The sequence below is a fragment of the Parasphingorhabdus pacifica genome (assembly GCF_054779195.1).
Genome location: NZ_BAAGYS010000002.1, coordinates 204,320 through 227,147 on the forward strand (window position 1 = coordinate 204,320; position 22,828 = coordinate 227,147).

22 protein-coding genes and 1 riboswitch are annotated in these 22,828 nt (G+C 70.0%); of the genes, 13 read left to right on the plus strand and 9 right to left on the minus strand.

The genetic code is table 11. The features are described 5' to 3' along the window. Window positions 1–12: 12 nt before the first annotated feature. Both nusA and rimP read right to left on the minus strand, forming a co-directional pair. Window positions 13–1,092, minus strand: a complete 1,080-nt coding sequence (gene nusA / locus ACYVAN_RS00935; RefSeq protein WP_460954529.1) for a transcription termination factor NusA — start codon at window positions 1,090–1,092, stop codon at window positions 13–15. After that, window positions 1,089–1,646, minus strand: coding sequence for a ribosome maturation factor RimP (rimP, locus tag ACYVAN_RS00940; RefSeq protein WP_460954531.1), 558 nt, complete (start codon window positions 1,644–1,646; stop codon window positions 1,089–1,091). The genes nusA and rimP overlap by 4 nt, the downstream gene beginning before the upstream one ends. A gap of 302 nt (window positions 1,647–1,948) precedes the next feature. Between rimP and ACYVAN_RS00945 the strand changes: the two genes are divergently transcribed. Beyond that, complete coding sequence (locus ACYVAN_RS00945) at window positions 1,949–2,428, plus strand: hypothetical protein (protein WP_460954533.1); 480 nt, start codon at window positions 1,949–1,951, stop codon at window positions 2,426–2,428. Continuing rightward, complete coding sequence (locus tag ACYVAN_RS00950; protein ID WP_460954535.1) at window positions 2,425–2,868, plus strand: ferritin-like domain-containing protein; 444 nt, start codon at window positions 2,425–2,427, stop codon at window positions 2,866–2,868. The genes ACYVAN_RS00945 and ACYVAN_RS00950 overlap by 4 nt, the downstream gene beginning before the upstream one ends. Window positions 2,869–2,899: 31 nt before the next feature. Here ACYVAN_RS00950 and ACYVAN_RS00955 read toward each other — a convergent pair whose 3' ends face one another. Then, complete coding sequence (locus ACYVAN_RS00955; RefSeq protein ID WP_460954537.1) at window positions 2,900–4,015, minus strand: hypothetical protein; 1,116 nt, start codon at window positions 4,013–4,015, stop codon at window positions 2,900–2,902. Between the two features lie 451 nt (window positions 4,016–4,466). Here ACYVAN_RS00955 and ACYVAN_RS00960 point away from each other — a divergent pair, with 451 nt between their 5' ends. Together ACYVAN_RS00960 and ACYVAN_RS00965 are read left to right on the plus strand one after the other, a co-directional pair. Then, complete coding sequence (locus tag ACYVAN_RS00960; RefSeq protein WP_460954538.1) at window positions 4,467–4,877, plus strand: secondary thiamine-phosphate synthase enzyme YjbQ; 411 nt, start codon at window positions 4,467–4,469, stop codon at window positions 4,875–4,877. A gap of 84 nt (window positions 4,878–4,961) precedes the next feature. Further along, window positions 4,962–5,714, plus strand: coding sequence for an HAD family hydrolase (locus tag ACYVAN_RS00965; RefSeq protein ID WP_460954539.1), 753 nt, complete (start codon window positions 4,962–4,964; stop codon window positions 5,712–5,714). 92 nt (window positions 5,715–5,806) lie between these two features. Here ACYVAN_RS00965 and ACYVAN_RS00970 read toward each other — a convergent pair whose 3' ends face one another. Then, entirely contained in the window at window positions 5,807–7,552 is a 1,746-nt protein-coding gene (locus tag ACYVAN_RS00970) for a proline--tRNA ligase (RefSeq protein ID WP_460954541.1), read from the minus strand. A 412-nt stretch (window positions 7,553–7,964) separates the two neighbouring features. On the opposite strand from ACYVAN_RS00970, the gene ACYVAN_RS00975 reads away from it, so the two are divergent. From ACYVAN_RS00975 to cobM, 7 genes are all read left to right on the plus strand, one after another. Then, window positions 7,965–9,245 (plus strand): cytochrome P450, encoded by a 1,281-nt coding sequence (locus ACYVAN_RS00975; protein ID WP_460954543.1) that lies wholly within the window; start codon window positions 7,965–7,967, stop codon window positions 9,243–9,245. 52 nt (window positions 9,246–9,297) lie between these two features. Beyond that, a complete protein-coding gene (gene yaaA / locus ACYVAN_RS00980; protein ID WP_460954545.1) occupies window positions 9,298–10,038 on the plus strand; it encodes a peroxide stress protein YaaA in 741 nt (246 codons plus the stop codon). A 169-nt stretch (window positions 10,039–10,207) separates the two neighbouring features. After that, a complete protein-coding gene (locus ACYVAN_RS00985) occupies window positions 10,208–10,417 on the plus strand; it encodes a hypothetical protein (protein ID WP_460954547.1) in 210 nt (69 codons plus the stop codon). Window positions 10,418–10,730: 313 nt separating this feature from the next. After that, entirely contained in the window at window positions 10,731–12,173 is a 1,443-nt protein-coding gene (locus tag ACYVAN_RS00990) for a DEAD/DEAH box helicase (RefSeq protein ID WP_460954549.1), read from the plus strand. A gap of 150 nt (window positions 12,174–12,323) precedes the next feature. Continuing rightward, window positions 12,324–12,734, plus strand: coding sequence for a TIGR03618 family F420-dependent PPOX class oxidoreductase (locus ACYVAN_RS00995; RefSeq protein ID WP_460954551.1), 411 nt, complete (start codon window positions 12,324–12,326; stop codon window positions 12,732–12,734). A gap of 24 nt (window positions 12,735–12,758) precedes the next feature. Further along, window positions 12,759–13,985 carry a precorrin-6y C5,15-methyltransferase (decarboxylating) subunit CbiE gene (cbiE, locus tag ACYVAN_RS01000; RefSeq protein ID WP_460954553.1) on the plus strand — a complete coding sequence of 409 codons (1,227 nt, stop codon included), beginning with the start codon at window positions 12,759–12,761 and terminating at the stop codon, window positions 13,983–13,985. Continuing rightward, on the plus strand, window positions 13,982–14,725 hold the full coding sequence (gene cobM, locus ACYVAN_RS01005; RefSeq protein WP_460954555.1) for a precorrin-4 C(11)-methyltransferase: 744 nt from the start codon (window positions 13,982–13,984) through the stop codon (window positions 14,723–14,725). Before cbiE ends, cobM begins: the two co-directional genes overlap by 4 nt. A gap of 350 nt (window positions 14,726–15,075) precedes the next feature. Here the strand turns inward: cobM and ACYVAN_RS01010 are convergent, their stop codons facing one another. Beyond that, window positions 15,076–15,537: a MarR family winged helix-turn-helix transcriptional regulator gene (locus ACYVAN_RS01010; RefSeq protein WP_460954557.1), complete on the minus strand. Its 462-nt coding sequence runs from the start codon at window positions 15,535–15,537 to the stop codon at window positions 15,076–15,078. Window positions 15,538–15,698: 161 nt separating this feature from the next. Between ACYVAN_RS01010 and ACYVAN_RS01015 the strand changes: the two genes are divergently transcribed. Beyond that, a complete protein-coding gene (locus ACYVAN_RS01015; protein WP_460954559.1) occupies window positions 15,699–16,925 on the plus strand; it encodes an MFS transporter in 1,227 nt (408 codons plus the stop codon). A gap of 52 nt (window positions 16,926–16,977) precedes the next feature. Here the strand turns inward: ACYVAN_RS01015 and ACYVAN_RS01020 are convergent, their stop codons facing one another. Beyond that, window positions 16,978–18,060, minus strand: coding sequence for a cobalt-precorrin-5B (C(1))-methyltransferase (locus ACYVAN_RS01020; protein WP_460954561.1), 1,083 nt, complete (start codon window positions 18,058–18,060; stop codon window positions 16,978–16,980). Between the two features lie 50 nt (window positions 18,061–18,110). Between ACYVAN_RS01020 and ACYVAN_RS01025 the strand changes: the two genes are divergently transcribed. Beyond that, window positions 18,111–18,845 carry a cobalt-precorrin-6A reductase gene (locus ACYVAN_RS01025; RefSeq protein WP_460954563.1) on the plus strand — a complete coding sequence of 245 codons (735 nt, stop codon included), beginning with the start codon at window positions 18,111–18,113 and terminating at the stop codon, window positions 18,843–18,845. 62 nt (window positions 18,846–18,907) lie between these two features. On the opposite strand, the gene ACYVAN_RS01030 is transcribed toward ACYVAN_RS01025, so the two are convergent. From ACYVAN_RS01030 to cobG, 3 genes are read right to left on the minus strand one after another with little or no spacing between them, the layout of a single operon-like run. Next, window positions 18,908–20,542: a precorrin-2 C(20)-methyltransferase gene (locus ACYVAN_RS01030; RefSeq protein WP_460954565.1), complete on the minus strand. Its 1,635-nt coding sequence runs from the start codon at window positions 20,540–20,542 to the stop codon at window positions 18,908–18,910. 8 nt (window positions 20,543–20,550) lie between these two features. Further along, entirely contained in the window at window positions 20,551–21,213 is a 663-nt protein-coding gene (locus tag ACYVAN_RS01035) for a precorrin-8X methylmutase (protein WP_460954567.1), read from the minus strand. After that, window positions 21,210–22,457 (minus strand): precorrin-3B synthase, encoded by a 1,248-nt coding sequence (cobG, locus tag ACYVAN_RS01040; RefSeq protein ID WP_460954569.1) that lies wholly within the window; start codon window positions 22,455–22,457, stop codon window positions 21,210–21,212. The genes ACYVAN_RS01035 and cobG overlap by 4 nt, the downstream gene beginning before the upstream one ends. Window positions 22,458–22,589: 132 nt before the next feature. Next, a riboswitch (cobalamin riboswitch) is annotated at window positions 22,590–22,715 on the plus strand. The last annotated feature ends 113 nt before the right edge of the window (window positions 22,716–22,828 follow it).

Sequence of the window (22,828 nt, forward strand, 5' to 3'; positions counted from 1 at the left end):
CTCGGGCTCACATCACTCGGTGGACCCGACCGCGGGAAGGTCCCCGATGGCCGCACCGAGGTTCGGCGGGTCGTTCGGCGATGCCAACGGCGTCCCTGCCGAAGTCGTGGGCGCACTCGGGTCGGCGTCACTGCGGATGTCGATACGCCATCCGGTCAGCCGGGCGGCGAGGCGCGCGTTCTGCCCCTCCTTGCCGATGGCCAACGACAGCTGGAAGTCGGGGACGATCACCCGGGCGGTCTTCGCCCGCTCGTCGACGACCTCCACCGAGACCACCTTCGCCGGTGAGAGCGCATTGCCGACGAACGTACCCGGGTCCTCCGAGAAATCGATGATGTCGATCTTCTCGCCACCGAGTTCGCTCATCACGTTGCGGACCCGAGCACCCATCGGCCCGATGCACGCACCCTTGGCGTTCACACCGCTGACCGAGGATCGCACCGCGATCTTGGACCGGTGTCCGGCTTCGCGGGCGACAGCCGGGATCTCGACGGTGCCGTCGGCGATCTCCGGGACCTCCAACGCGAACAACCGCCGCACCAGGTTCGGGTGGGTACGTGACAGCGTGATCTGCGGTCCGCGCGCACTGCGGGAGACACCCACGACGTAGCACTTGATCCGGCTACCGTGCTCGTAGCGCTCCCCCGGAACCTGTTCGGCCCCCGGGATGACGCCCTCGCTGTCGCCGACCTGCACGATCACCATGCCGCGGGAGTTCGCCTTCGCGTCCCGCTGGATGACCCCACCGAGGATCTCGCCCTCCTTGGTGGAGAACTCCCCGAAGGTCCGCTCGTGTTCGGCGTCCCGGAGCCGCTGCAGGATCACCTGCCGCGCGGTGGTCGCCGCGATCCGACCGAAGCCCTCCGGCGTGTCGTCCCATTCCTCCTGGACTTCACCCCCGGCGCCCAGCGTGTGCGCGAGCACCCGGACAATGCCGGTCTTGCGATCCACTTCCACCCGCGCGTGCGGCTGATGCCCCTCGGTGTGGCGGTAAGCGGTGAGCAGCGCTGATTCGATCGCTTCCAGGACCGTCTCGAATGGAATGTCCTTGTCGCGTTCGATCGCCCGCAGCGCGGCGATGTCGACGTTCACCTCGGCTCCTCCGTGTCTTTCCGGTCGTCCCCGTGCTGAGGAACGCCGCCCGCAGCCCGCTCAAGCTTGCTCAATTCTTCGGCCGATGGTTGTTGGAACTCGACCTCCACCACCGCGCGCTCGATGTCACCGTAGGCCAGTCGGCGGATCTTCCCGCCCACCAGAACGACCACACCGTCATCATCGGATTCCCCGACACGCACCGCCAGCTCGGTGCCGCCGACCATCCGGACCTTGACCAGCCGGTTGCGGGCCCGTCGCCAATGGCGTTTCCGGGTCAGGGGCCGATCGACCCCGGGCGATGTGACCTCCAGGGTGTAAGCACCGGCGAGCACGTGCTCGTGGGCGTCCAGCACCTGCGACACGGCGTGGCTGATCTCGGAAATCCGATCGAGACCGACCCCGTCGTCGGAATCGACGACCACCTTGACCAGCCGGCGGCGCCCGGCCAGCTGCACGTCGAGCTCCTCCAGATCGAAGCCTTCGGCCGCGACGGCCTCGGCCACGACGGGCTCCAGCTGCGCGGCGATCTCACCACGCGGCGGGCTGGACACGTTGGCACTCCCTGGGTTCGTTGGGGTCTGGGTCGCCAAAGACACTCTCCGGCGCGGCGAACGCGCCTACTATCGGGTTCGCGATACCGACGACGGCGGGGTCAACCTTCGATGTTGACCGCAGTCGTCCAGCCTATCGCGTCCGCCCTACCGTCGGCGCGCTGTGGGAACCCTATTCGAAGCCCTCGGCGCGGTGTTACCCGTGGTCCCCGAATGCTCGACCGAGCTAGCCACCGACTGTACGGTTTCCCGGTTGGCACCGAACGTCGCACCGCGCTGATCACCTGGCAGGATGGGGCGTCGTGGATCCCACCTCCCGACCGCTCCTCGGGCGCCGCGACGCGCTTCGACTGTTCGCGCTGGCACCGGCAGCGGCGGCCGCCGTCACGGGTTGCGCCACCGGCTCGGCGGAACCGGACCCGCTGGAAGCACTGGTGAAATCGGCGAAGTCGGACGTGAAGCTCGCGCAGGCGATCGCGAAGAAGCACGCGAAGACCGACACCACGGAGCTGATCGTCTCGATCCGCAGCGACCACGCCCGTGAGCTGAAACTCGAGATCGACCGGGTCGATCCCCCCGATCCGGACGAACCGGCGGGCCCCTCCCCCTCCGGGCCGGACGCCCCGACCACGCCCGATGCGGCGACCGAAGCTCTCCGCACAGCGATGGAAAAGGCGCAGGCGGAGGCAGCCGAGCTCACACCGACGTTGCCGTCGCACCGGGCGGGCATGGTCGGTTCGATCTCGGCAGGCTGCGCGAGCCTACTGGAGGTTCTCGGATGAGCGATCTGCAGGAGAAGACCGCGAACGCACTGCGAGCCGCGTTGAAAGCCGAGCACACCGCGCTGTGGGTCTACGGCCTCGCCGAGGCGTTCCTCGGGACGGACACCCGCTCGGCCGCCGACGAAGCCACGGCCGAGCACCGCGAACGGCGGAACGCGGCCGAACGTGCCCTGCGCGATGCGAACCTCACCCCTCCTCCCGGCGCGCCCGCCTACCGACTCCCCGAGTCGATCGAGGACGCGGACTCGGCCGTACGGATGCTGATCACCAGCGAGAACGACTGCCAGGTGGGGTGGCGCGCGGTGCTGGAGAGCACCGACAACGCCGCGCTGCGGCGCACCGCGCTGAAGGGGCTGACCACCTCCGCGACCCGAGCCACGCGCTGGCGGCTGCACGCCGGTCAGCAGCCCTCGGCGACCGCCTTCCCCGGCAAGCCCTGATCCATCCGGTTCCCCGGCCAGGCACCGGCGATCATTCGTCCTTGTCCTGCGGCCAGCCGAGTTTCAGCGCGTCGGCGGTGACCGCCTCCAGTCCCGGATCGTTCTTGGGCGTTTTGCCCTCGAAGTACGCGGAGTCTCCCACCGCCACCAGGCGCCCCTGCAGCGCGGAACCGTAGGCCTTGTCATAGAGGTCCGGGTGGTTCTCCAAGCCGGGACGGCCTTCTTCGACGAGGTCCTTGATGTTGCCGGTGTTGTTCTCGGTCGTCAGCTGCTCGAGTTCGCGCGCCGATCCCTCGTCCGGCATCACCACGGTGACCACCGAGGTGAGCACGCGGCGCCCGTCGGCCAGTTCGGTCGTGTACAGCGCGCGGGTCAGGTGCTCGCATTCCTGCGAGGCGAAGTACTCCCGGATCTTGGACGTCGACACGTTCTTGCAGCTCTGCGCGCCCTCTTCCCACCTGATCCGCTCGAAAGCGTGGTCGGTTCGCGGACCTGACTGCTGCGCCTCCGGCTCGCTGGTCTCCGGCCCGCCCGGTTTGATCGCCAACCACACGAGCCCGGAGACGAGTGAGATCGCCAGGAGCCCGAGCCCCCGGATCGCCCAGCCCGCCGGGCCGACCCGGCCGTTGCTGCCCGTCGCCGCGTTGGCGGCGACGCGCAGGTAGGCGATCGGCGACCCGGTGGAGCGCGGTTCGTCCTGCTCTCCCGCGGCTTCGTACGGCTGGGACCGCGGTGTGGACGGGTGCTGTTGCGAAGGACCGTGCGGCTGCGAAGGACCGTGCGGTTGCGCCGGCCCCGGAGGCTGGGACGCGTACGGGGGCTGCTGCTGCACGGCCGTGTGCTGCGGCGCGGCCGGCGCGTACCCACCGGGTTGGGGGGTGCCGGGCTGGGGCGGGCCGGCCTGGGGCATACCGGCCTGGGGCGTGCCGGCCTGGGGCATACCGGGCTGGGGCATACCAGCCTGGGGCGTGCCCGCACCACCCGGTGGTGGTGTCCCGGGCTGCGGAGTCGGTGGGTGGGCGTTCTGCCAGCCGGAAGGCGACTGCGGCGGCTGCGCGGCCTGCTGATTGGCGGGCTGCTGATTGACGAACGGCGGTCCCGGTGTCGGCTGCGGTCCCGGCGCCGGTGTCTCGGCCGGCGGGCTCACCGCCGCCGGTACTCCCCGCCTGCCGCCCGGCGGACCCGGCTGTTGGAAGGCCGGACGTGTCGTTTCACCGACCCCGTCCGTGCCGTTCGAGCTGCTGCCGGGATGCGGGCTCCCGGACGCTGGCTGTGACTCCTGATTCACCCGCGAGTTATCGCGCTTGAGCGGCGTCGTATGAGCACGTTCCGAATCCGGAAACGCGCCTGTCGTCTGTTCGGGTGCACCATCCTGGTCCGGCACGAGCACCTACGGTAGCGGGTGGCGATCTCACATTGAACAGCACATGCGCAGGGATCGAATCCCGTCGGGTCCCAGAACCATTCGGATGATCACCAACCGTCCGCATGGGTGAACCCTCGGTGCCCGTCCGCCTCAGTCGGCTCGGACGATCGCGTCGAGGCTTTCGCGTGGTCATCTCGGCGTGCATCCCACGGCACGTTCTACGGTGGCAACCATGCACAGCGAGGAGATCGAAGTTCGAACAGGTTCGGCAGAGGTCGTCCACGACCTCAACTCCGAGTGCGAACGCTTCCTCAGCGGAGTGGATTCGCACGACGGGCTCCTGCACGTGTGGGTACCGCACGCCACGGCAGGCCTCGCCATCATCGAGACCGGCGCCAACAGCGACGACGACCTGCTCAAAGCGCTGCGGGAGCTGTTGCCCGCGGATGATCGGTGGCGGCATCGGCACGGTTCTCCCGGACACGGGCGCGACCACGTGCTGCCCGCCGTCGTTCCGCCCTACGCGTCCGTGCCGGTGTTCGACGGGCGGATGGCGCTGGGAACGTGGCAGTCGGTGTGCCTGGTCGACACCAACGCGGACAACCCGGTCCGGCGTGTCCGTCTGAGTTTCCTGCCCGGCTGAGCCGAGCCCACTTACGGCGGAGCACGCGGAGCCCGGATCCGGCCTTCTCGGCCCCGAGGTGGGCCGAGCTGCGAGACTGGCCGGGTGAGCTCGAACAACGGGTCCGAATCGCGGTTGGTCCTGTGGGACATCGACCTGACGCTGATCGACGCACGCGGCTTCGGCGAGAGCTGGTACCGCGCGGCGCTGACCGAAGTAACCGGGCGCGACCTCCGGCGCATGCCCGACACCGCCGGGCGAACCGAACTGGCGATCACCACTGATGCCCTGAACAACCACGGCGTCGAGGCCACCGAAACCACGGTCGCGGCCATGTTCGCGGCGTTGACCTCGGTCGTCGAGAGCAGTCGCGATGAGCTGGCCTCGCACGGCCACGCGATGCCCGGTGCCGCGCTCGCACTCCACGCGCTGACCGAGACGCCGGAGTTCATGCAGACGGCCGTGACCGGGAATCTGCCGTCGGTGGCGTTGGCCAAGCTCGACGCGTTCGGCCTGGACCGCCACCTCGACTTCGAGATCGGCGGGTTCGGCACCGACTCGGTACACCGCAACGATCTGATTTCAGCGGCGGTGGCGAAGGCCGGTGACAAGCACAGCACCACATTCGCCCCCGACGACGTGGTGGTCGTCGGCGACACGCCGCACGACGTCGCGGGGGCGCTGCATTCCGGCGCGGTGGCAGTCGGGGTCGCCACCGGTGGCAGCGACGAAGGCGAGCTCCGTGACGCGGGCGCGCACGTGGTGCTCAAGGACCTCGCCGACACCGAAGCGGTGCTCGCGGCGCTGCGCTTCCGGACCGACGCTCACTTCGGCCGGTCCGGCGGCCCCGGCGACTGACCGGCAGCGACACCGGCAGTGGTGTGCCGACCAGTGGCCGGTGCCGGTGGTGGCGATGTCCCGGGACGTCGCCACCACCGGCCCGATACGGCTCAGCCGCGCACGACGTCGACGAGGTGGTTCACCGCGGCGTCCACGTCGACCTCCTCGCGGTCACCGGTGCGGCGGTCCTTGACCTCGACGACACCGTTGGCCAGCCCCTTTCCGACGACCAGGATCGTCGGCACGCCGACGAGTTCGGCGTCGGCGAACTTCACGCCCGGCGAGGAAGTGCGGTCATCGAGCAGCACCCGAACACCCGCCGCGTCGAGCTCGGCGGCCAGGCGTTCGGCACCGTCGCGGACGGTGTCGTCCTTGCCCGCGATGACGACGTGCACGTCGGCGGGTGCGACCTCGCGGGGCCACACCACGCCGATGTCGTCGTGGCTCTGCTCGACGATCGCGGCCACCAGGCGGGAGACGCCGATGCCGTAGGACCCCATCGTGATCCGCTTAGGCTTGCCGTCCTGGCCGAGCGCGTCGAGCCCGAAGGCGTCGGTGTACTTGCTGCCGAGCTGGAAGATGTGCCCGATCTCGATACCGCGGGCGGCGACCAACGTGCCGTTGCCGTCCGGTGAGGGGTCGCCCTCGCGGACCTCGGCCGCCTCGATGGTGCCGTCGGGGGTGAAGTCCCGGCCGCACACGAGGTCGACGATGTGGTGGTCGTCGCGGTCCGCACCGGTCACCCACGCCGTGCCGGTCACGATGCGCGGGTCGACGAGCAACCGGATCCCGTTCTCCTGCAGCGACCGCGGCCCGATGTAGCCCTTGACCAGGAACGGGTTCGCCTCGAAGTCGGCGTCGTCGAGCAGGGCGACCTCGTTCGGTTCCAGCGCGGCTTCGAGGCGCTTGAAGTCGACCTCGCGGTCTCCCGGCACACCCACGCCCAGCAGTTCCCAGTCCGTCCCACCGGGGCGGCGGACCTTGACCAGCACGTTCTTGAGGGTGTCGGCAGCGGTGAACTTGCGGTCGCCGTGTTCGTTGAGGAAGTCGACGAGGGTCTGGATGGTCGGCGTGTCCGGCGTGTGGTGCACCTGTGCCGCGGGCTTGTCCTCAATCGGCTCGGCGGCCGGGACGGGAGTGGCGACGGCCTCGACGTTCGCGGCGAAGCCGGATTCGGTGCTGCGGACGAACGTGTCCTCACCGGTCTCGCTCTCGGCGAGGAACTCCTCGGAGGCCGAACCTCCCATGGCGCCCGAGGTGGCGGCGACGATGACGTAGCGCAGCCCGACGCGGTCGAAGATGCGAACGTAGGCCCGCCGGTGCAGCTGGTAGGAGTTCTCCAGCCCGTCGTCGTCGAGGTCGAACGAGTACGAGTCCTTCATGACGAACTCGCGCCCGCGCAGGATGCCCGCGCGGGGGCGTTCCTCGTCCCGGTACTTGGTCTGGATTTGGTACAGGATGACCGGGTAGTCCTTGTACGAGCTGTACTCACCCTTGACGGTGAGGGTGAACAGTTCCTCGTGGGTGGGTCCCAGCAGGTAGTCGCCGCCCTTGCGGTCCTTGAGCCGGAAAAGGTTGGGGCCGTACTCGGTCCAGCGGTTGGTTTCCTCGTAGGGCTCCTTGGGCAGCAGAGCCGGGAAGTGGATCTCCTGCGCGCCGATCGTGGCCATCTCCTCGCGTACCACGCGCTCCACGTTGCGCAGGACCTGGAGTCCGAGCGGCAGCCACGAGTAGATGCCCGGCGCGACCCGGCGCACGTATCCGGCGCGGACGAGCAGCTTGTGGCTCGGCACTTCGGCGTCGGCCGGATCCTCACGCAGGGTACGCAGGAACAACGTCGACATCCTCGTGATCACAGTGCTCGCTCCTCATCCGGGTTCGCAGGTTCGTGGGCAGAGCGTAACGAGCCACCCCGGTGCCGACACCAGCGGATTACCGGTCGCTGTGGAGGACCGTCGAACCCGCCGGGCCGATGTTCGGGTGAATCGCGACACCCTCGAATGCGCCCGTTTCCGGCGGTTCCGGAAGCGGACGCGCAATGCAGGGAACCGCACGAGCACCAGCCTCCGGCACCCACGCCACCCGATCGAGTTCCCGCCGGTTCGAACTCCCGCCGGTTCGAACTCCCGCCGGTTCGAACTCCCGCCGGTTCGAACTCCCGCGAAACAACTCCCCTCGCCCGACCATCGACTTCAACCGGTCGGCCCCTTGCCCGTGGCCCGCTCCTGGGTTCCCCTCGATTGCGGGGGGACGGAGCTGGAGGAAACGATGGCGACGGTTGAGGACGTCCACACCCGCGGCCGCGTGGGCGAGTTCGCGCTGGGGGCACGACTGCTTGCCGGCGGAACGTTCACCTGGACGATGGCGAAGCTGGGTGACCCGGCCGCGCGACTGCTACACACACCGTGGCGCGAGAACCCGTACCCGATCTACGAGCAGTTGCGCGCGGCGGGACCTCTCGCCCGCAGCCGCCTCGGGCTTCGCGTCGCGACCTCGCACGAGCTGTGCGAATCGATCCTCCGCGACTCCCGCTTCGGCGTCCGCACCAGCGACGGTGGTTTCGGCGACCCCACGACGGAGGCCGTCGACCTGCAACTGTCCCTGCTGGAACTGGATCCGCCCGATCACACGCGCCTGCGCAGGATCGCCGCCCCCGCCTTCCGTCCGCGCAAACTGGACGGCTACCGACGGCGCATCGAGGAAATCGCCGACGAGCTGCTCGATCAGGTCTCCGCACACGGCGGTTTCGACCTGGTCCGGGATTTCGCGGCACCGCTGCCGATCCGGGTGATCAGCGAGCTGCTCGACCTGCCAGATGTCGGTACGCGGTTCCTGACCGAGCACGGTTCCGTACTGAGCGGTTCGCTGGACGGCATCCGTTCTCCACGCCATCTGCGCCGGATGCGCGAGTCGACGACCGCGCTGGAGGGGCTGTTCACCGACCTCGTCGAACAGCGCAGGCGCGACCCCGGCGACGACGTCGTCAGCGATCTCGTCGCCGCGCTGGACGAGGATCGGCTCACCGTGGCCGAGCTCCTCCAGATGTGCAACCTGCTGCTCGTCGCCGGGTTCGAGACCACGGTCGGGCTGATCAGCAACGCGGTGCTGGCCATGCTCGACCGGACCTCCCAGTGGCATGTGCTGTGCGACGCACCGGAGCTGGCGGGCCCGGCCGTGGAGGAAACCCTGCGGTGGGATCCGCCGGTGCAGGCGACTCTTCGGATCGCCGCCGAACCGCTCGAACTGGCCGGGCAGCCGTTGTCCACGGATTCCGTGGTGATGGCGCTGGTCGCGGCGGCCGGACGAGACCCGGCGGTGCACTCCGATCCGGCGCGATTCGACATCACCCGTGGCACGCGCGACGAGCACCTGGCCTTCTCCAGCGGCATGCACCACTGCCTGGGTGCACCGCTGGCCCGGATGGAGGGGGAGATCGCGTTGCGCCGCCTGGCGACTCGGTTACCGGATCTCCGGATGGTGGGCAATCCGACCAGGCGCCCCACCACGATCCTCCGGGGCTTGACGTCGCTGCCGGTCAGCACGTCCTGATCTCCGATCCGGCCCTCCTCGAACGCTCGGTGACCGGCGATACCCTGGCGGCGTGCTGGTGCTGCTTCCTCCTTCGGAAACCAAAGCCACGGGCGGCGACGGTCCGCCCCTGGACCTGGGATCGCTGTCGCATCCGGAACTCGAACCGACCCGCAGGGAACTGATCGATTCCCTGACCGGACTGGCCGCGGACGTTCCGGAGAGCCTGCGGGTGCTGGGGCTGTCGCAGCGCCAGGCCGGTGAGGTCGAGCGCAACGCCGAACTGTGCACTTCACCGACCGCACCGGCGCTGGAGCGCTACACCGGTGTGCTCTACGACGCGCTGGACGTATCGACGTTGTCCGCCGCGGAGCGCAAGCAGGCGGACCTGCGGTTGGCCGTTGCCTCGGCGTTGTTCGGCGTGGTGCGCGGCACCGATCGCATTCCGGCCTACCGGCTCTCCGGAAGTACCACGCTGCCGGGGCTCGGGACCTTGCGCGCCGTGTGGCGGCCGGTGTTGGAGCCCGCGCTGACCGCTACCGACGAGCTGGTCGTGGACATGCGCTCCGGTGCCTACGCCGCCCTCGCGAAACTGCCGAACGCGGTTTCGGTGCGCGTGTTGTCCGAAGACGCCACCGGGAAACGCAAGGTGGTCAGTCACCAGAACAAGTCCCACAAGGGCAAGCTCGCCCGCGCGCTCGCGCAGGCCGAGGACGAACCGGTCGACGTCGACGGGCTGCTGACCGTCGCCTCCGAAGCCGGTCTGCACGTGGAACGCGAAGCCGACCGGCAGCTCTGCGTCGTCGTCAGTTGACCGGCATCATCGGCACGTAGTCGAGCTCGACGTCCGCCCGAGCCGGCGCCCTGCCCGCACTCGCCGGTGTCCCCAATGGACCGTCGGACGACGCCGTTCCCACCCTCGAAGCACTGTCCGGCCGACTGAACAGGGAATCACGCACGGTGACACTCAGGAACACGGAGGGTTGGCGGACAACCGTGCGCCGACACCCCGGCTCGTACTGATCGACCTGCCGAAAGCCGTCGATCCCGGTGTCGACCCGCTCGAAACCCCGTTCCTGTGGCCGGACGCACAAAACATCCCGAACCGGTTCGGTACACATGGCCTGCGCACGGAGAAGTCCGATCCGGACAGTCCGTTCCCGCTACCGCGGGAGATCGCACACGCCGTGTGACGAAACGGGGTCCGGCGGTCACAGCTAGCCGATCGGCTACACTGACACGGCGTCGGCCGGTAGGCCCCGCTCCCATTCCCGGCCCACTCGCCGATCCCGGATCAACGGCTTCGACCCCCCGCGCCTCGCAGGCGTTTCGGTGCCGTTCGGCGGCCAGGGCTTCGTGGACGGAAAATCTGCCTGCCGACGACCATCCGCATCTTTCCGATGCACCCGACCAACCAGTGGCGCCCAGTGCGCCGGGCTCGTCCTTGCGATCAGCGCGCGGTCTCCGCGAAGCCTCCCTAGACGTGCCATACCCCGGAGGTTTCACGTGAGCTCCAGCTCCGCCCCGACGTCGGATCGTTCCCAGCGCAAGCCGCGTCGCCGTCGTCCCCGCACGACCGCACCGGCCGCGGCACCGGCGATGAGCCTGTTCGACAAGGCAGGCGTCACCGCTGTCGACCCGGCACCGTTCAACCAGTTGGGGCTCCCCGACAAGATGGTCCGGTCGTTGGCAAACGCGGGACTCGAAGAAGCGTTCCCGATCCAGGCGGCCACCATCCCCGACGCGCTGACCGGCCGGGACGTCCTCGGGCGCGGTCAGACCGGTTCCGGCAAGACCCTGGCCTTCGGGTTGCCGCTGCTGGCCATGCAGCAGGGCAATGCCCGACCGCTGCACCCGCGCGGTCTGGTGGTGGTGCCCACCCGCGAACTGGCGACCCAGGTCACCGAAGCGCTCAAGGCCCCGGCGAAAGCACTCGGCCTGTACGTGCGCGAGGTCGTGGGCGGCACGTCGTTCTCGCGGCAGGCCGACACGCTCCGGCGCGGCGTCGACGTGCTCGTCGCCACTCCGGGCCGGCTGAACGACCACGTGCGGCAGGGCACCTGCGTGCTCTCCGAAGTCGAGCGGACCGCCCTCGACGAAGCCGACCAGATGGCGGACATGGGATTCCTGCCGCAAATTCGGGAAGTGCTCGACCTCGTCCCGCCGGACGGGCAGCGGTTGCTGTTCTCGGCGACCCTCGACGGCGACGTCGACAAGCTCGTGCACCAGTACATGAAGGACCCGGTCGTGCACTCGCTGGCACCGCCCGCCGCGAGCGTCGACAACATGGAACACCACCAGCTGGTGGTCTCGGCCGACGAGAAGCAGGACGTGCTCGCACGGATCGGTTCGCGGGACGGCCGCACGATCATGTTCGTACGCACCAAGCACCACGCGGACCGGCTCACCCGCAAGCTGCGCGCGGTCGGCGTTCCCGCCGGTGCGCTGCACGGCGGCAAGGCGCAGAACGCGCGCACCCGCATTCTCGACGAATTCCGGCAGGGCACCACCGAGACGCTGGTGGCCACCAACGTCGCCGCTCGCGGTATCCACGTCGACGACGTGAGCCTGGTCGTGCACGTCGAGCCGCCCGCCGACCCCAAGGACTACCTGCACCGCGCGGGCCGGACCGCGCGAGCGGGCGCCGAGGGCACGGTCGTCACGCTGGTCACCGATGACCAGCAGCGGGCCTTCCGCGCGATGACCTCCAAGGCCGGGGTGAAGGCCACCACGACCGCGGTCACTCCCGCGAGTGACGAACTCGCCCGTCTCACCGGGGCGCGCCAGCCGAGCGGCGTGGCCATCGCCGAGCCGAAGCGTGAAGCCCCGAACAAGAGGGGTCCGAAGGGACCTCGCAACGACACCCCGCGCGGTCGGAGTGGTCCCCGCAAGAGCGGTGGGGCGCCCCGCAACAGCAACAACCGTCGTCCCCGGACTTCGGCGAACTGATGTCTCCCGACGCGGCCGGACGCCCTTGCCTGACCGGTTCATCCGGCCGCGTTTCGGTATCCGATCGCACGTGGTCGCTCCGGCGCCCGACCCGACCGGTGTGCCCGGGATGATGGCTGTTCCGCCACACCGACACGAGGAGGTTCCCGGGTGAGCACGCAGAAGTCCTCTTTGGACGATGCGAGCGCTGGTTTCCTGCAGTTCTGGCAGGAACGGCACCTGTCCACGTTGACGACGGTGCGCAGGAACGGCACACCGCACGTGGTACCGGTCGGAGTGACCCTCGACGCCGGGACGGCCACCGCCCGGGTCATCTCCTCGACGACTTCGCACAAGGTCCGGCAGATCCGCGCCGCGGGCTCCGAAGGCGCTCGGGTGGCGGTGTGCCAGGTGGACGGGCGCCGCTGGTCCACCCTGGAGGGACGCGCCGTGATCCGGGACGATGCCGAATCGGTGGCCGACGCGGAACAGCGCTACGCCCAGCGGTACAAGCAGCCCAGGCAGAACCCCCGGCGAGTGGTGATTGAGATCTCCGTGGCGAAGGTCCTCGGCAACGTCTGACCTGCGACATGGTGAGGTGGGTGCGTGACCGTTCACCAAGACATGCCCGAAGCGGTGGACGTCGTGGGCATCGGCGCGGACGGCTGGGCCGGCCTCGCGCCCCAGGCGCAACGCGCGGTGTCCTCGGCGGACGTCGTGATCGGCAGTGCCAGACAGCTCGACCTGGTTCCCGAACCGGCCGGAAAGCGCGTCGCCTGGCCGTCACCGATGCTGCCCGCGCTGCCCGGCCTGCTGGCCGAGCACGCCGACCGGTCCATCTGCGTCCTGGCCAGCGGTGATCCGATGTTCTACGGGATCGGCAGCACGTTGGCGAGGGTGCTGGGGCCCGAGCGGCTGCGCATCGTGCCGCACCCGTCGGCGATGTCACTGGCCTGCGCCCGGTTGGGGTGGCCCGTGCACGAGACCACCACCGTGAGTCTGGTGGGCCGCCCGACGGAGCTGCTGCACCCGGCCGTCCAGCCCGGAAACCGGGTGTTGGTTCTCGGCACGGACGGGAACACGCCCAGCCAGGTGGCCTCGTTGCTCGTCGAACGGGGTTTCGGGGCGAGCCGGTTGTCCGTGCTCGCCGACCTGGGCAGCACACACGAGAGCAGGGTCGACGCCGCTGCGGCCGACTGGTCACAAGCGGCCGGTCCCGCCCTGAACGTGATCGCGGTGGAGTGCGTCGCCGGTCCGGACGCACCTCCGCGGCCCACGACACCGGGCCTCCCCGACGACGCCTTCGAACACGATGGGCAGCTCACCAAGCAGGACGTGCGGGCCATCACCGTGCCCAAGTTGCTGCCGGGACCGGGACGCCTGTTGTGGGACGTCGGCGCGGGTGCGGGCAGCATCGCGGTCGAGTGGATGCGCTGCGACCCGTCGTGCCGCGCGATCGCGGTCGAGCACCGGGAGGATCGGGCCGAACGCGTCGCGCGGAACGCGCGCGCTCTCGGCGTGCCCGGCCTGGAGGTCGTCACCGGCACGGCACCCGATGCGCTCGAAGGGCTGGAGAGCCCGGAGGCGGTGTTCCTCGGCGGTGGGGCAACGGCCCCCGGCGTGCTGGACTCGTGCTGGACGGCGTTGCGCGCGGGCGGCCGGCTGGTGGTCAATGCGGTCACGTTGGAATCCGAAATGCTGGTGGCCGACTGGTATGACCGCGTGGGCGGTGAGCTGGTTCGGCTCTCGGTGGATCGTGCCTCGCCGGTTGGCGGGTTCACCGGCTGGCGACCCGCGATGCGGGTGACACAGTGGGTGGTGAGCAAACGATGACAGTGCGTTTCGTGGGGGCCGGTCCGGGAGCGGCCGATCTGATTACCGTGCGGGGGCGCGATGTCATCGCGGCTTCGCCGGTGTGCCTGTACGCGGGAAGTCTGGTGCCGACCGAGCTGCTGGCGCACTGCCCGAGCGACGCCAGGCTGGTCGACACCGCGAACCTGAACCTCGACGAGATCCTCGCCGAGATGACCGCGGCCCACGAGGCCGGTAGTGACGTGGCCCGGCTGCATTCGGGCGACCCGTCGCTTTACAGCGCGGTTGCCGAGCAGATGCGCAGGCTCGACGTGGTGGGCGTGCCGTACGAGATGGTGCCCGGCGTGCCCGCCTTCGCCGCCGCGGCGGCCTCGCTGAACCGAGAGTTCACCGTGCCCGGTGTGGGCCAGACGGTGGTGCTGACCCGGACTTCCGCACAGGCGACGCCGATGCCGGAGGGCGAGGACCTGGCGACGTTGGGCAGCAGTCGGGCGACGATGGTGCTGCACCTCGCGGTCAACCGCATCGAGCAGCTGGTCGAGGAGTTGCGGCCGAACTACGGGGCGGACTGCCCGGTGGCCGTGGTCGCCGGTGCCAGCCGTGAGGACGAGGTCGTGTTGCGCGGAACGCTCGCCGACCTCGCCGAGCGGGTGCGCGACGCGGACATCAAGCGGACGGCCGTGGTGGTCGTCGGCCAGGTGCTGACCGCCTCGACTTTTCCGGACAGCCACCTGTACTCGGTCGGCCGCTGCCGCGAGTGACGTTGACGTCCGGCCCGGCGACGGGTACGGGGCCGGGGGCGATTCCGGCAGGAGTCGCCCCCAGCCCCGTACCCGGTCGAACGCGGTTCGTCGAAGCGGTAGGCACCTACCAGTGAGACGACAAGGGCGTTCCGCCTCGGATCACGACTCGGGGCAGAGTGCGCTCATGGTGCCTACCACCCCCATTTGCACACGGTCCGCGTCCTCTTCCGCCTTGACCTAGTGGTCACCTTCCTCGACCCAGAACCCGGAACACACGTGGGCACCCGGGTAGCTACCGTTCACCTCCAGCCAACGAATGGCTTCCCGACGGCTCCGCGGCGCGCGCACCACCAGCCTGACGAGGCGCCTCACGCCTCCTGATGACTCGGTGAGCGCAGGTTGTGCAGAGCATCGACCAGCGGCCGCAGTTCGGGAACCTCGGCGGCCTGCTTGAGGGTGCATTCGAGCGTGGCGTCGTGGACCGGTCGCGCTCGCGCCAGCAGGTTCTGCCCCTCGGAGGTCAGTTCGGTGTAGATCCCACGTCGGTCGTCGGGGCAGATGATCCTGCAGAGCAACTCGCGGTTCTCCAGCCGGTTCACCAGCCGGGTGGTGGCACTGCTGGACAGTGCGGTCGCCCGGGCGAGCTGTTGCATCCGCATGTGCCAGCCGTCCTGGCGGGAGAGCGCATCCAGGACGGTGTACTCGACGACGGAGAGGCCGTGTTCGGCCTGCAGTTCCTTCTCCAGCGCCGTGTCGATCAGCCCGTGCAGCGCGGCCAGCGTCCGCCAGCCCTCGGCGCGGATCTCGACGGCGTCGTCGGCGATCCCCATCGCACACCAATCCCAACACGTGGACGGCCAGTTCTCCCGAAATCCTAGCAGCTTGCGCGGGTAGAACGCGCATGCAACTATTTATGGCGCGCTTGCAACTACCGGCGCACGCCATATTCACGCGCACGCCATCCACAGGTGGCGCCGTTATTAGGAGTGACATGCCACTCGGCTTGCTGGCCCTCGCCGCAGGCGGATTCGGAATCGGGCTGACCGAGTTCGTCATCGCAGGCCTGCTCAGCGACGTCGCCACCGACCTCGGGGTGAGCATCCCGGTGGCCGGCTACCTCGTCTCCGGCTACGCCCTGGCCGTCGTGGTCGGGGCGCTGGGACTCACCGCCGCCGCCTCGCGGACCACCCCGAAAAACGCCCTCATCGGCCTGATGGGCCTGTTCATCGCAGGCAACCTGCTCTCGGCCAATGCCCCGAACTACGCGGTGATGCTGGCCGGACGGGTGCTGGCAGCACTCAGCCACGGCGCCTTCTTCGGCATCGGCGCGGTGCTGGCCGCCAACCTCGTGGCACCACACCGGAAGGCCGGTGCCATCTCGATCATGTTCGCCGGGTTGACCAGCGCGAACGTCCTCGGTGTGCCGCTGGGGACCTTCCTCGGCCAGCTCCACGGCTGGCGCTCGACCTTCTGGGCCATCACGGTCGTCGGCGTCGTCGCCCTGGTCGGCATCGTCGCACTCGTGCCCGATGTCCGGGACGGGGCGAACCAGGGCAGCGGCGGCCTGCGCGCCGAGCTGTTCGCCTTCCGGCGGCCACAGGTGCTGTTCTCGATCGCGCTGACAGTGCTCGTGTTCGGTGGGATGTTCGGCGCCTTCATCTACGTCGAACCACTACTCACGAACGTCACCGGCTATGCGCCGTCCACCGTGCCGTGGCTGCTGGTGCTCTTCGGACTCGGACTCTTCGCGGGCAACCTCCTCGGCGGCCGGTCGGCGGACCGGGCCCTCACCCGCACGCTGTTCACCCTCATCACCGCGCTCGGGGTGATCCTGACGGTGTTCGGAGCCGTCGCTTCCCACCCGGCGCTGACCGCGATCACACTGCTGCTGATGGGCCTGTTCGGCTTCGCCACCGTGCCCGGCCTGCAGATGCGGGTGCTGAAGTACGCCTCCGACGCCCCCACGCTGGCTTCGGGAGCCAACATCGGTGCCTTCAACCTCGGAAACGCGCTCGGCGTCTACCTGGGCGGCCTGACCATCGGCGCCGGATTCGGCTACGTATCACCGCTGTGGGTCGGAGCCGGCCTCGCCTTCGCTGGCCTGGCGGTCATGGTCGCAGCGACCGCGCACGCCCGCCGCTCAGAGCGCTCCGAGCGGTCCGACACGACGAGTTCCGCGGACTCTGCCCCCGCGCCCGCGGATTCGGCCCGAGCCTGACCCGACCCGACCGACGGCCCGGAGTGCCGGAGGGGAGGACGTTCCGGGCCGCTCAGGCGCGGCCGACGATGGTGCCGCCGCGGTCGATCACGACGACGTCGACCTCGACCGCGGCCTCGCGCAGCGTGTCCAGGCACACATCCCGCGCCTTCCCAGCGATGAGGTCACCGAGTGGCAGCTCCGCCGCCTGGCACAGTTGGAGCGCTTCGAGCGCGGTGTTGGCCCCCTCCACCCGCTCGGCGAGGACGTCCGCACCACCGGCATCCCGGACGATCCGGGCCAGCACCGCGAAGTTGACCTGCGAACGCTTGGAATGCAGGTCCATGTGCCCGTCGGCGAGCTTGGAGATCTTGCCGATGCCGCCCGCGATGGTCAGGCGCGGAAGCGGGTGGCGGCGCAGGTACTTCAACACCGCACCGGCGAAGTCCCCCATGTCCAGCAGCGCCTCGTAAGGCAGCCCGTACAGCCCGGTGACGACCTTCTCCGACGTGCTGCCGGTGCAGCCCGCCACGTGCTCGAGTCCTTCCGCGCGGGCTACGTCGATACCCCGGCGGATGCTGTCGATCCAGGCCGAGCACGAGTAGGGCACGACGACTCCCGTAGTACCCAGAATGGACAGTCCACCGAGGATTCCGAGCCGCGGATTCCAGGTGTGCCTGGCGAGTTCGTCACCGTCATCCACCGAAACCTCGACGATGACGTCACCGGTCCCACCGTGCTCCGCGGCGACTCCGGCGACCGCGTCCCCGATGAGCTGCCTCGGTACCGGGTTGATCGCCGGTTCCCCGACCGGCAGCGGCAGTCCCGGTTTGGTGATCGTGCCGACCCCGGGTCCGGCTCGGAAGACCACGCCCTCCCCCGGTGTCCCATGGCTGACCTTCACCGACACCAGGGCACCGTGGGTCACGTCGGGATCGTCGCCCGCGTCTTTGACCACGCCCGCCGTGGCGCTGTCCTCGTCTAGCCGTTCCCGCGCCAGCGCGAAGGCGGGCCGGTGCCCCTTGGGCAGGACGATCTCGACCGGATCCGGAAAGGATCCGGTCAGCAACGCCGTGTAAGCGGCCGCCGTCGATGCGGTCGCGCAAGCCCCGGTCGTCCAGCCGTATCGCAGGGCCGATCCCTCTCGCCCGGTCATGACGGGAGAATGCCCTCCATGCTCTCGGGTGTGGAAACGGGGTGGTCTTGATGGCGCGGGTGTTGATCCTCGGTGGCACCGGTGAGGCGCGCGAGGTCGCCGACCGCCTCGCCGACCGGTCCGGCATCGAGGTGACCTCGTCGCTGGCCGGACGAGTGCGGCACCCCAAGCTGCCCGCCGGCGAGGTGCGGGTCGGCGGATTCGGCGGTGCGGACGGCCTGGCCGAGTGGCTGCGTCGGGAACAGGTGTCGGCCGTGGTCGACGCCACCCACCCCTTCGCGCGGACGATCACCGACAACGCGGTGCTCGCCACCGAACGGGCGGGTGTTCCGGTGATGGTCCTGCGCCGGCCCGCCTGGCACCCCGGCCCCGGGGACGACTGGCGCCCGGTTCCCTCGCTGGAAGCCGCGGCGGAGCTGCTGCCGGACGTCGGCGAGCGGATCTTCCTCACCACCGGCAGGCAGGGCCTCTCCTGCTTCGCCGAACTCGACCTGTGGTTCCTGGTGCGCACGGTCGACCCGCCGGAGCCGCCGCTGCCGGGGCGGACCACCACGCTGCTGGCGCGGGGGCCGTTCACCGAGCGCGACGAGCTGGAGCTGCTGCGCGAACACCGGATCGACGCCGTGGTCACCAAGAACAGCGGTGGCACGATGACCACGGCCAAGCTGACCGCGGCGCGGGAGCTGGGTCTGCCGGTCGTCGTCGTGCAGCGTCCACCGCTGCCTGCGGTGCCTACCGCGGAGACCGCCGACGACGCGGTGGCGTGGCTGCATTCCGTGCTCTGAACCGGCGGGTGCCGACGAGCCGGTCCGCGTGGGAGCCCCCACCCGGAAGGCCCGGTCCGCCATCATGCCGAGTAGCGCCTGGGCGTGAACAGCACGTCCCCGCCCCCGGCGCCGGGGACCAGCTTGGTGGTCGACGAACCGATCAGCAGAAGGCACCGCATGTCCACGTCCGCCTGCGCGAGATCGGCCAGCCGGACCACCTTGACGTGCTCCTCCGAGCCGCCGACGTCGCGTCCGATGACCACCGGTGTCTCCGGGGAGCGGTGTTCCAGGAGCGCGTCCCTGGCGGCATCGACCTGCCACGTGCGGCTGCGGGAAGCCGGGTTGTAGATCGCCATCACCAGGTCCGCCTGCGCGGCCGCCCGCAGCCGGTCGAGAACCACGTCCCACGGTTTGAGCCGGTCCGACAACGACAGCACGCAGAAGTCGTGACCGAGCGGCGCTCCCACCCGGCTGGCGACCGCCTGCGCGGCGGTGAGGCCCGGCAACACCCGCACCGGGACGTCGGCGGCCTCGGCGGCGACCTCCAGCACCGCGCTGGCCATGGCGAACACCCCGGGGTCACCGGAGGACACGACGGCGACCTTGGAACCGCGCCGCGCGAGTTCGAGGGCGAACTCGGCCCGTTCCGATTCGACCCGGTTGTCGGAGGGATGCTTGCGCTGACGCGGGTTCTCGGGTAGCCGTGCCAGGTACGGGCCGTAGCCGACGAGTTCGTCGGCCTCGGCGAGCGCGGCTTGGGCCTCCGGCGTGGTCCACTCCCGGCCCGCCGGTCCCAGCCCGACCACGACGACTTCGCCGTCACCACCGGGCGGTTCGGTCCGGTCGGCGGCAGCGACCGAGTCGGCAGCGATCGAGTCGGTGGCGACCGCGTCGGTGGCGACCGCGTCGGCCGAGGCCCCCGGTTCGGAGGCAGGGACGCCGGCGTTGACCGGGCCACCGGAGTTGACCGGGCCACCCGAGTTGACCGGGCTCGGCAGCAGGGCCAACGAGAAGTAGGGGACGGTGGACGGATCGACCTCCGACAGCGGACGGAACCGCTGCCGGTCGGTGGTCGCGCGTTCCACGTACCACGCCTGCTCCAGGCACCCGGCCTTCTCGAACGCGTCCTGCACGTCTTCGAAGGTGCGACCGAGCTTCATCACGGCGGCCGCGTCGGTGCGGGCGAGATGTTCCGCCAGCACCGTCGGTTCGAGCGTGCCCGGCAGCACGGTGAAGACCTCGTCCCGCTCGGCGAGCGGATGCCCCAGCGCGGCCGAGGCCCCGCTGATGGACGTGACACCGGGCACGACCTCGGCGTCGAACCGTCCCGCGAGGCGTTTGTGCATGTGCATGTAGGACCCGTAGAACAGCGGGTCGCCCTCGGCGAGCAGCACCACGTCCCGCCCGGCGTCGAGGTGGGCGGCGAGCCGCTCCGCGCATTCGGCGTAGAACTCGTCGATCGCGCCCTGATAGCCGCCCGGGTGGTCGGTGGTCTCGGTGGTGACCGGGTAGACGAGCGCTTCCTCGACCTGCCCTTCCCGCAGGTACGGTTCGGCGACCGACCGCGCGATGCTGTTGCCGTGGCGGGCGCTGTGGTAGGCGATCACCTCGGCCTGCTCGACCAACCTGGCCGCCTTGACGGTGACCAGTTCGGGGTCCCCCGGGCCGAGGCCGACCCCGTAGAGCTTGCCCTTGACTCCGGTCCCATCCGTCATTTCGCTGCTCACTCTTCCTCGCTCGCGATCGCGTTGATGGCTGCCACGGTCATCGCACTGCCGCCCCTGCGGCCGTGGACGACCAGGTGCTCCAGGCTGCTCGCGTGCGAGACCAGCGCTTCCTTCGATTCGACGGCACCGATGAACCCGACCGGGACGCCCAGTACCGCGGCGGGCCGACCGGCGCCTGCCTCGATCATTTCCAACAACCGGAACAGCGCAGTCGGCGCGTTCCCGATGGCGACGATCGAGCCTTCCAACCGGTCTCGCCACAGTTCCATCGCCGCGGCGCTGCGCGTGGTGCCCAGCTGCTGGGCGAGCCCCGGTACCCGCTCGTCGGAGAGGGTGCAGATGATGTCGTTGTTCGCGGGCAGGCGTCGCCGGGTCACCCCGGCCGCGACCATCGCCGCGTCGCAGAAGACCGGTGCGCCACCGCGCAGTGCCGCGCGGGCGTCGAGCACGACGTTCGGCGAGTAGGCCAGGTCCTCGACGAGGTCGACCATGCCGCAGGCGTGGATCATCCGCACCGCGACACCGGCCACTTCGGACGGTAGGCCGCCGAGCTCCGCTTCGGCGCGAATGGTGGCGAAGGAGTGGCGGTAGATCTCCGCGCCTTCCCGGATGTACTCCGGCACTCCGCTGTGGCGGGTGGTCCCGCTGTCCTCGTTCACTCTTTCCTCCGTGCCACGTCCAGCGCGGCGGATACCTGGTCGATGTCGGCTTCGGTCGCGTACGTGCGGCCGTCGAGCCCGATCTCGTAGCCGGCCTCCGTGGCCAGCACTTCCACCACCGGCCCCTGGGGTCGGCCGCACCGCCGCGTGCAACCCACCCAGTGCACGGGCAGCTCGCCTCCGATCGGGCGCCGCATGGCGCGTTCCGCATCGTTGCGGACGTCGGCGAGGGCTTTGGCGCAGCCGGGGCGACCGGTGCACGACGTCACTCCGGTCCGCCCCTGTTCCCGGTCGACGACCAGGCCGTGCGCGCCCAGGTCCGACAACCACCGGTCCGCCTCGTCGGCGGGCAGGCCGGGCAGGACGATGGTTCGCCACGGTGTCAGGCGGAGCTCACCGGCGGTGCCGGACGCAGCGGCGATGATATCCACCTGCTCCGGCGACAGTCGGCCCAGAGGTGCTCCCACACCCACGGTGATCCGCCCGTATTGCCGGAAGAGCTCTCCGACCTGCGCATGTGTCGGCAACGGCCGCGCGGGAACAGGTTCGGGCGGGCTCCAGACGGCGTCGCGCACGGCCAGCACCTTGCCCGCGATGGCCTGCACGCCGTTGTCGAGCTCGGTCAGCCGCCAGGCCAGCGATCCCTGGCGGCCGCGCTCGGTGAGAAATGCCTCCGCGGCGGCCACGGCCGCCCGCGCGGCTTCGCCCGGGGCCACGCGGACACCCGAGTCGGTTCCGGCCAGCAGCAACGCGATCGAGTCGGAGCGCAGCGGGTACAGACAGACGTCGGCGGCGAGCGCGGCGACGTCGCCCCCACCGCCGTCCACCGCGAACAAGAACCGTCCCGGCAGCTCGGCGAGGTCGGGGATCGCGCAGAGCAGGACGTCGAGCTCGTGGGCAACGGCACGCACGTCCCACATCGCGTCCCCATCGGCGGTGGGCGAACCGAGGACGTTGCGGACCCGCTCGTGTGTCGCGGAAGGCAGCAGGCCGACCGCGGCCAGCCGTTGGGCGAACTCCTGCCCGCAACCGGAGTTGAGCCCTCTGACCTGCAGGTTCGCCCTGGAAGTCAGCTCCATTCCCCCACTTCCCAGTTCCGCGGCAGCCTCACCGACGGCCCGGAACTGGGCGGTCGTCATGGCTCCACCGGGCACGCGCACCCGCGCGAGGCCACCGTCCGCGGCTTCGTGGACACGGAGAGCACCGGGGCAGGCGTCACGTTCGGCTCTGGAAGTTTCGAACACGCGCCGATCCTACGGTCCGCGGTAGTTGCGGACGCAAAACGCGTTGCTGCGACGCGCGTCATGCCGGGGTCAACTTGACGGAAGATCGGCCTGTTGCGGAGAGTGGTCACAGCATTTGAGCGGCGACAGGCGGAGGAAGCCGGTGCGAGTCCGGCGCGGTCCCGCCACTGTCACCGGGGAGCGGACTCCACGACAGGTCACTGCCCCGCAGCGGGCGGGAAGACCGGAGCGAGCGTTGATCCGGAAGCCAGGAGACTCCGGTCGCCGCGCCCGACGACCCGGGGGCGAGGACCCCCGAGGAAGGCTCACCATGCGCAGCAGACGCACGTCTCGCGTCTCCGTGTTCTTCCCCTTCACCGTTCAGGTCTCCA